The organism is Microcystis sp. M179S2, assembly GCF_020245805.1.
Classification (GTDB): domain Bacteria; phylum Cyanobacteriota; class Cyanobacteriia; order Cyanobacteriales; family Microcystaceae; genus Microcystis; species Microcystis aeruginosa.
In genome coordinates, this window is record NZ_JADBUE010000315.1 from 1 (window position 1) to 8,758 (window position 8,758).

The 8,758-nt window shown below is 39.8% G+C and carries 8 protein-coding genes, 1 tRNA gene and 1 pseudogene; 4 read left to right on the forward strand and 6 right to left on the reverse strand.

Annotation, left to right across the window (positions count from 1 at the left end):
• Positions 1-321, reverse strand: a 321-nt coding sequence (locus tag IM500_RS19800; RefSeq protein WP_287739388.1) for a helix-turn-helix transcriptional regulator, incomplete at its 3' end; no start/stop codon positions are given.
• The gene (locus IM500_RS19805) at positions 318-674 is read right to left on the reverse strand and encodes a type II toxin-antitoxin system RelE/ParE family toxin (RefSeq protein WP_125731190.1); all 357 of its coding nucleotides are present in this window, start codon (positions 672-674) and stop codon (positions 318-320) included. The genes IM500_RS19805 and IM500_RS19800, both read right to left, overlap by 4 nt.
• Before the next feature lie 212 nt (positions 675-886).
• Between IM500_RS19805 and IM500_RS19810 the strand changes: the two genes are divergently transcribed.
• From IM500_RS19810 to IM500_RS19820, 3 genes are read left to right on the forward strand one after another with little or no spacing between them, the layout of a single operon-like run.
• Positions 887-1,138 (forward strand): hypothetical protein, encoded by a 252-nt coding sequence (locus IM500_RS19810; protein WP_287739389.1) that lies wholly within the window; start codon positions 887-889, stop codon positions 1,136-1,138.
• Positions 1,139-1,198: 60 nt separating this feature from the next.
• Positions 1,199-1,462, forward strand: a complete 264-nt coding sequence (locus IM500_RS19815) for a hypothetical protein (RefSeq protein ID WP_002766985.1) — start codon at positions 1,199-1,201, stop codon at positions 1,460-1,462.
• Positions 1,459-1,872 carry a type II toxin-antitoxin system VapC family toxin gene (locus IM500_RS19820; RefSeq protein WP_052276320.1) on the forward strand — a complete coding sequence of 138 codons (414 nt, stop codon included), beginning with the start codon at positions 1,459-1,461 and terminating at the stop codon, positions 1,870-1,872. Before IM500_RS19815 ends, IM500_RS19820 begins: the two co-directional genes overlap by 4 nt.
• A 15-nt stretch (positions 1,873-1,887) precedes the next feature.
• On the opposite strand, the gene IM500_RS19825 is transcribed toward IM500_RS19820, so the two are convergent.
• A complete protein-coding gene (locus IM500_RS19825; protein WP_287739390.1) occupies positions 1,888-3,201 on the reverse strand; it encodes a tetratricopeptide repeat protein in 1,314 nt (437 codons plus the stop codon).
• A gap of 291 nt (positions 3,202-3,492) precedes the next feature.
• Positions 3,493-3,566 (reverse strand) — tRNA-Arg (locus IM500_RS19830).
• 43 nt (positions 3,567-3,609) lie between these two features.
• Here IM500_RS19830 and moaC point away from each other — a divergent pair.
• A complete protein-coding gene (moaC, locus tag IM500_RS19835; protein WP_002759269.1) occupies positions 3,610-4,110 on the forward strand; it encodes a cyclic pyranopterin monophosphate synthase MoaC in 501 nt (166 codons plus the stop codon).
• Positions 4,111-4,401: 291 nt separating this feature from the next.
• Here moaC and bchH read toward each other — a convergent pair whose 3' ends face one another.
• Entirely contained in the window at positions 4,402-8,067 is a 3,666-nt protein-coding gene (bchH, locus tag IM500_RS19840; protein ID WP_287739391.1) for a magnesium chelatase subunit H, read from the reverse strand.
• 75 nt (positions 8,068-8,142) lie between these two features.
• Positions 8,143-8,424, reverse strand: a pseudogene (locus tag IM500_RS19845) (flavin reductase family protein); the annotation flags it as partial.
• Between the last annotated feature and the right edge of the window lie 334 nt (positions 8,425-8,758).

Sequence of the window (8,758 nt, forward strand, 5' to 3'; positions counted from 1 at the left end):
CTTCGTTTCTGAATAGTCACCAATAATTATAGGTTCTTTGTTGGGAATTTTGACAATAATTTCGACAGTTCCACCTAAGGCGTTAACTACTTCGCGCAGTGTATTTAGCTCTAGATTTTGCTCTTGTTTAAGGTTAGGTACTATTGATTGCTGTACTTCAAGATGCTCTGCCAATTCTGATAAAGATAAACCTAGTTTTTCCTGCAAATACTTAAGCGTAAGTTCCTCCAGATAAATTTGGGAAGCTCTTGCTTTAATAATTGCTTGTCGTTCTCCACAAAGTTTATTAAATTCTTCCGAGAAGTTGGTATATTCTTTCATGACTTTTCTTCCTTAAGTTTTTCCAGATATTTTTGATAACGTTGATCTGCTATAGGAATATTTTCTTTGTACCATCTTTTGTTACCTGACTTGTTCCCCCCAACAAGTAAAATTGCTTGTCGATGAGGATCAAAGGCAAATAAAACACGCCAAGGTTCACCTTTATACTGAATACGAAGCTCTTTCATATTCTTAAAAGAAGATCCTTCAATGGTATCAACTCGTGGTCTCCCCAGTGCTGGTCTAAGTTTCATCAATACAGTTAAAACAGCAAATACTTCATTTTGAAGTCCCTGTTCTTGTTGATAAAACCAGAACCTAAAATCTGGATCAAATATAATATTCCATTCCATAACTATAATATAGTCTGTACATAAAATAATGTCAAGCTTTCAGTTAAACATTCGGCTCTCTTGCCATCATCATTATAAATTATAACATCGGTGAATAATCTCTGTGTTCTTTGTGTCTCTGTGGTTAATTACCCTCGATAATCTCCGTACCTCGCTCCAACTCGAAAATGCTATGATAAAAGTAACCTATTATCACTAAGGAAACTTTAATCATGACTAACTTAAACAATCATTCAACCTCTAACACATCCGAAGAGCCTGAGTTATCAATGGAAGAACTCGATGCTAAATGGGATGCACTAGAAAATGACCCAGAATTTCGCAAAAAACCTTTTTGGCAAAGAATTGTTGAGATTGGTAAAGTTGTTCCCCAATCAGAATGGCGAAAACACTTACCTACAGACTTTGCGCGCAACGCGGAACATTATATGTACGGCGCACCGAGAGAAGATGAGGAAGAATAACAAACACAGAACTAACGTCAATTCAAAGTTATAATATATGTAGTAAACTAATCCCACTAAATGATTATGAATCCCCCAAACAATCCCACTCGCACAGAAGAAATTCCGACAATAGAGGAACTGCCGACAATAGCTGAATTACAAGCAAAATTCGCTCAACTTCAAGCTGATCCCGAATTCCGCAAAAAACCTTTTTGGCAAAGAATTGCAGAAATTGGCGCACTTGTTCCCCAGTCAGAATGGCGAAAACACTTACCTACAGACTTTGCGCGTAATTTTGAACACTATATGTACGGCGCACCAAGAGAAGATGAGGAAGAATGAGAAAAATTTTCTTAGATACATCCTATTTGCAAGCACTCGCTGATTATAGAGACAATCTCCATGAACTTGCCACACTAATGACAGTAAGACTAGGAAAATTTACAGGAATTACTAGCGAAATGATTTTGACAGAATTACTTAACGCATTGTCAGGAAGAGGAGATTATCTACGCCAATCTGCTATTAACTTAACCAACGATTTGAAAAACGATTCTAGTATAGAAATCATTCCCCAAACCAGTGAACAATTTGAGCAGGCTTTTGATTTTTATCAAAGACGATTAGATAAAGGTTATAGCTTAACTGATTGTGCTTCCATGCAGATTATGAGACAACTGGAAATCTCTGAAATATTAACCTTTGATAAGCATTTTCAGCAAGAAGGATTTAGCGCATTACTCAGAGAATAGTCACTAAACTTTACTTCACTTTAATTTTTTCCTCGCTTCATATAACCATTGTTCTTCCTCTGTCTTAATTTCCCTCCCTTGAGCTAAATTAAGACATTTACGCCAATTTTCCTGAGATAATTTCTTGTCTTCTTTTTCTAAAAGTTGAGCATAAATACAAAAAGCAGCACCGGGATTGCGGATAAATTTCTGATAAGCTGGATTTTCAGCGATACCAATAGCAACTAAAAGATTAGGAACTGCATCTTCACTGCGATTTTGCTTAAATCTGGCCCAGCCTAGATTTTTATAAATACTATATTTTTGTACTGCTAAATTGCGTTTCTCCTCTTCAGTAAATTGGTCTAGTTTTTCATCTTTTTCTCCTAATAATCTCTTGGCTTTTTCCAGTAACTCTACTGCTTCTGCATTCTTATTATCGCGCAGATACCAATAAGCGAGATTATTATAAGCATCTATAAAACCACCTTTTGCCGCAATTAAATAGTGTTTCTTCCCATTAGTCAAATCCTGTAACTCTTCATAAAGTGTTGCCAACTTATAATGAGCATCTAGATTATCTGGATCTAACTCAATCGCTTTTAAATACTTCTCTTCGGCTGAAGCTAAATTAGGAAATTCTTGACTTGCTGGCGGAGGAGATTGTAAACGGTTGCCTTCTTGCTTATAAAACTCAGAAAACCAAGAGAAATTTAGATAAATTCCCAAGAGAATAGCAAAGACTATTACTGTTACAGAAAACTGTATTTCTTCATACCAATGTTCAGCAATACCAAGCAATTTCATTAACTTAACAAAACCCTTCTGGCGCGTCCGTGTGAGAGCATTTTCAGTTTGTAATAAAGAAATGAAAGTCGAAAAAATAACACCCCCTATTTCTAGCAAACCTGAACCACCACTAAGAAACCGAGTAGCAATCGTTCCGATTAATGTAAAATTAACCCCTAATAAAACCAGTTTACCGCTTCTCAATAACCAATCAAAGCGATTGCAAGGATGCAGAGATTCCCTACTTTCTAAATGCCACCACCAAGCCTGAGCAGAAATAGGTAAAGTCTCCCGATATTCAGCTAAGTCAAGAACTTGAGTAATTTTGTAACTTTTCTGTTTTAATCTATTATCTTGTTCGATTAATTTTGACGACATATCAACCGAAATTTCCGCCTCAGCTTCCATTTGTTTATGAAGAGCATCTCTGGCGGCAATAATTTCTAAAGCCTGTGCTTTTTTCAGAGATTTATTATGAGAAGTATCTAAATAATTTAGAGCATTCTGGTAACGCTCTAAAGCAACTTGAAAGGGTGTCGGCACAGGTGCAGGAGAATTCATATTATACTAAATCCGTTGAGCATAGGTTACTTATAAGGACAGGCAAAAGGCAAGAGGCAAAAGGCAAAAGGGGGAATAAATAATCAGTTTTTAATAACCAGATTTAGTATTATACAATCCTAAAAGTTTAGTTTCTTTCACTGTTTGAGGGTAAAAAATACCTCGGCAAAACTGGCTGCTGATACTAAATCCTGTTTAAAAAGTATAGGAAAGTGGGAAGATGGGGCAAAAAACCAAAGAAATTAGGAACTATATGTCCCTAATTCCTGTAGTATATGCCATTGTATGTAACGGGCTTGGAGAGACTCGAACTCCCGACCTTGTGGTCCGTAGCCACACGCTCTAATCCACTAAGCTACAAGCCCTTGTTTTTCTCAACAGTAAACTACTATAGCACAGGTTCATTCAATGACGCAAGAGGGTAAAGAAAAATTATCTCATCTCGACAGCCAAGGCGAGGCCCAGATGGTGGATGTATCGGAGAAAATGCCCACTAAACGCACTGCTATCGCCCTAGGACAAGTGAGAATGCTAAAAACGACTTTTGAAGCCATAGAACAGGGAAATGCGCCCAAAGGTGACGTTTTAGGGACGGCCAGACTAGCCGGAATTATGGCGGCCAAACAAACTTCCTGTTTAATTCCCCTTTGCCATCCCTTACCCCTGCAAAAAATCAATGTTCAGATTATCCCGAAAGCAGAGTTACCCGGCTACGAAATTCGGGCAGAAGTGGTGACAAAATCGGAAACTGGGGTAGAAATGGAAGCTTTAACGGCGGTATCTGTGGCAGCCTTGACTTTATACGATATGGCCAAAGCGTTAGAAAAATCAATCCTGATTGAAAATATCCGTCTGCTGAGTAAAACAGGAGGGAAATCAGATTATGCCAAGGATTCCCTGTTGCGATGAAAACCCGGGTGCATCTCACATTTGCAGAAATACCGACAATCAGCAATTATCAGTGACTCTTAAATTATTACAGATGGGTCAGCGGCTGCGTGTAAGCATCCCACCGAAAAACTAATGCGCGGGGGGTTTGGGGGCGGCGCCACGCCCCCAACGGGGGGTTTGGGGGGTAGAACCCCCCAAAGGCTTGGATTGAGTGGTAAAATCGGAAGTAATGACCGATTTTAGCCGAGAGTGTCCCCGTAAAAATCCCAACTTGGTAGATTGACAAAAATGAGATGCAGCCTAAAAAACCTAAGTAACCCCTTCTAATTTTTCATCGGTCAATTGATATAATTCCTGTAATTTCTCTAATTTGTCGGGGTCTGCTTGCCAAAAACCGCGACCCTGTGCTTCTAACATTCTACCGACAATATTACGGAAAGCTTCGGGATTAGCTTGACGCAATTTTTCCGCCATTTCTGCATCAAAAGCGTAGGTATCGGCTGCCTGATCATACACCCAATCGTCACTAAAATTAGCCGTACCGCCCCAACCAATTAAAGCGGTCATTCTTTGGGAGATTTCGTAGGCCCCACCAGAACCTTGATTAACCATGGCATTGGCCCATTTAGGATTGAGTAATTTACTGCGGTATTCTAAGCGCAAAACCTCCTCTAATTTGCGGGGAGTTGTATCATTGGAAAAACTCTCGACAAAACTTGTCATTACCCGTTTACCGCTTTGTTTTTCTGCGGCTAATTTTAATCCTCCCGTGTTGCCGTAGTATTCCTGAATATCGGTTAAACCGTATTCTACCGAGTCAATTTCTTGGATAATACTTTCACTGGTTTTTAATAACTGTTGTAGCACTTCTGGCCGCGCTTGTCCCTTATCTTGACGACCATAACTAAAAACATTACGCTTTTCCCAAGTTTTCGCTAATTCGTTGTCATTGTCCCAATTTCCCTCCACTACTTGGTCATTAACTAAAGAGCCAAAATCCCCGGCAGGATTGGAAAATAAACGAGCGCTGGCATTGTCAATTCCTTGACTTTTTAAGGCTAAATAGTGCTTACGGATATAATTATCATTTTCCGATTCTTCTATCTCGGCTGCCCGCTGCATTAAATCATCCAATAACTCGATAATATTGATAAAAGTATCCCGAAAAATTCCCGATAAATTAGCCAGAATATCGATGCGCGGGTGTCCAATTTCCCCTAAAGGTTTTAATTCATACCTGACAATTCTTCCTGTCCCCTCTTTCACCGGTTCCGCACCGACTAATTCTAAGAGAATACCCAGGGATTCACCCTTAGTTTTAATCACATCTAATCCCCAGAGTAAAACTGCTACAGTTTCGGGATATTTTCCTTTTTCGGTTAGGTTTTGTTCTAGGAGTTTTTTGGCGATTTCTCGTCCGCGGGTGTAGGCTGCTGGGGAAGGCATCCGGTAGGGGTCTAAAGCGTGTATATTGCGTCCTGTGGGCAAAACTCCCGCACCATCCCGGAGTAAATCACCCCCCGGTGCCGGTGGTACATATTCCCCATTTAATCCCCGCAAAAGATTAGTTAATTCTTCGCTATTTTGTCCTAATAAATTTTTAATAGCAATGCCTTCTTTAAGCTTTTCATTGGTTGCTTCGTCAGCGAGAATTTGCTGAAATTCTCGCTCAGATAAATCGGTGAAATAAGCATCAAGATAACCTTTTAATTCTTCCTGATTGGGAGCAGTTCCTAGGGTGTGTAAACCCGAAGAAAATAGTCTTTGTTCGACGATTTGTAGGTAATTATACACCTTGACAAAATAATCGGTTAGTGCATAGCGGCTAAATAATTTGGCATTTTCTAAAGTGAATTCTATTCCCTGTTTTTCTGCTTCCAGAAAAGGACAATCTTTAGAGATACCTGTATCAATAATCTTTTGGAGGATACTATCTCTTAAAGCGTAATTTTTCTCAGGATTTTCTCGAAACTCTGCAATCAAATCTCGTAAAATCATCAATTCTTTATATAATCCCGCTCGTCCGTAGGGAGGCACATTATGGGAAATTAACACCCCATAGCCGCGACGTTTGGCTAGGATAGATTCCGAGGGATTATTAGCGGCATAAATATATAAATTCGGTAAATCTCCTAATAAAATATCTGACCAAGAATAACCAGTATTTCCTAGGGGTGAACCGGGCAGCCATTCGACGGTTCCGTGCATACCAAAATGAACGAGCGCATCGGTCTTAAAATCTTTTTGTAACCACTGATAAAAGGCTGCATACTGAGGGTGAGGAGTTAAATCTTTTTCAAACATTAACCGCATCGGATCCCCAGCAATTCCTAAAGGTGGTTGCACTCCAATCCAGATATTACCTAACTCAATTCCCCCTAAATGATACTGGTCGCCAATAGTTTTTATTCCCGCATCTTTCAGAGATTTCCAGTGTTTTTCAATGCGAGAAGTTAACAGATAACCTAGCCAATTTTCTAAAGTTTCTATCGATAAACGATTTTGTTTAGAGAGATTTTCATCATCGGCAAATTTAACTTTTTGAATAATTTCTTCCCCGTCTTCGGGAATCGTTCCCACATTATAACCCTGCGCTTGTAAAGCTTGTAAAAACTTAACTAAACTCCGGGGAACATTTAATAAAGCTGCCGTACCAACTGCCCCATAACCCGGGGGAAATCCATAGAGAATGATGGCTATTTTCCGTTCTTGCGGAGGGGTTTTATGTAACTTAATCCAACTATGCAAACGTCCAGTTAAACGCTGTAATCTTTTGGGGATTAAATAGATAGTTTCCCCCACTAATCCCCCCAGAGGAATCGTATCAATTGCCCCATCTAATTCCGGTAAAGCGTATAGAACCACACTCTGTAAACCACCGATTCCCTGTCTTGTCCAAGAATAAATATCTTGAATCAATAAAGGGGCAGCGATAAGATAAGGAATATTTTTAGCGGACAGAATTCGTTTAGCCACTTCTACCTGTCTTCCTGCTTCCATGGAACCCGCGGGACCCCCCACCAAAGGAAAGCCAATCGTCGAAACAATTGCATCTACTGTCACCGCATCTTCACTTAAAGAAGGAGTTTCAATGATTCCTTTTTTTCTTTGCTGAATTTCGTAGTCTGTGGTTAACCAATCCCGAACAATTGTATGGCCTTCCACTCCGTTAATAAACACGGGTAAGGGAATTAAATTAGCCGTTTCAAAATGACGGATTAATTGATTAATATAGGGTAGTTTACTGATAACGTGCTTCCGATAAAGCAGCAGGGCCACCACTGGTTTATCAAGGGATTTATTTTTTTTATACCAAGTCAAATATTCTTGGGGAGTGAGAAAATAACCCTGATAATCGGGGTGTAATAGTCCCTTATTGGGAGTTTCGATAACTTCGGGTATTTCCCGTACTTTTAATTTTAGATATTTTTGGGCAATTACCCAACACATAGCGGCAACATTTTCCGTTCCTCCCGCATTCCAATAACCGTAAATAATTAACCAATTACGCAAATCTTGAACTTTTTTAGCGGGAATAAATTTCAGCAGTTTCGGACCAGTTTTAAGGAAACTGAGATAACCGGCTAACTTATCTTCTTCCTTGCCACTGGAAAATTTACTCAAGATAAATTGAATTGGTTTTGGCATTCCTTTGGGTTTATCCCCGATGGCAAATTCTCCCAAACGGGTTAAACTCATTAACTCTAAAGCAGACTCAAAAACTAAGCGAATCGGAATCTGTGCTGCTCGTTGCCGCAGCCAAGTAACTTGATCGTAATCGAAGATCAAACTAGCAAAAAAAACGTCGGCATTGGCTAAAGCTTGCTCGACTATTTCCGGTTCGCTAGTCAAGGATTTATCGCTAAATACTTTTACTTCTAAATCGGGACATTTAGAACTAGCCAACAGGCCCGATTGCCGATACAAATTACTGTTAAAGGTTTCAAAGCCAACAATTAAAACAATGCTTTTCATAAGAATATATTTTTAGACCAATCAGGGTGGGTTATCCTGCCTGAAAACACCCCCTGAAATGATCATAACGACAAATTAATAATAACTGCCGGATTTGCGATGATGGATAGCGGTTAAACCCTGGTGTAAAACCTTACCTTTTTCTGCGATCGCATAAAGCAGCCAATGATCACCGCACTCCATTCGTTGTTCTACCCGACATTCCAGATAAGCGAGCGCTTCGGCCAGAATCGGTCCACCGTTCTCAGCTTTAGTGGTTTCGATATTAGCAAAACGATCTTCTCCGGGGGAAAAAGGTTTAAGAAAATGCTTCATTAAAGCCAAATGTTGACCTTCTTGGAGGATATTAAGGACAAAATGGATATAAAGTGGGTAGAGTCGATGGGAGGTATTATCCTCCGCACCTCTCTCTTAGATGCGAGCGTGCGACTTTCACCGCACTCGGCTCCCGATAATCTTAGCTTTCACTTTTGCACATCTGGATGTAATCGTGGCATGATTCGTGTACTGCCAAAAGATTATTGGCCAGCAATTCTCATTTTAAGGTTTCATGACATTAAAGCCCTTGCACCTAGTGGGACTTAAACAAATTTCAAGCCCAAATAAAGCCTAAACTGGCTTTGTAAGCGGCAAACACATCCCGATTCTCGGTCAGCCACTCAAAGAAACGGAAAGACATCGCTGTCCGAAA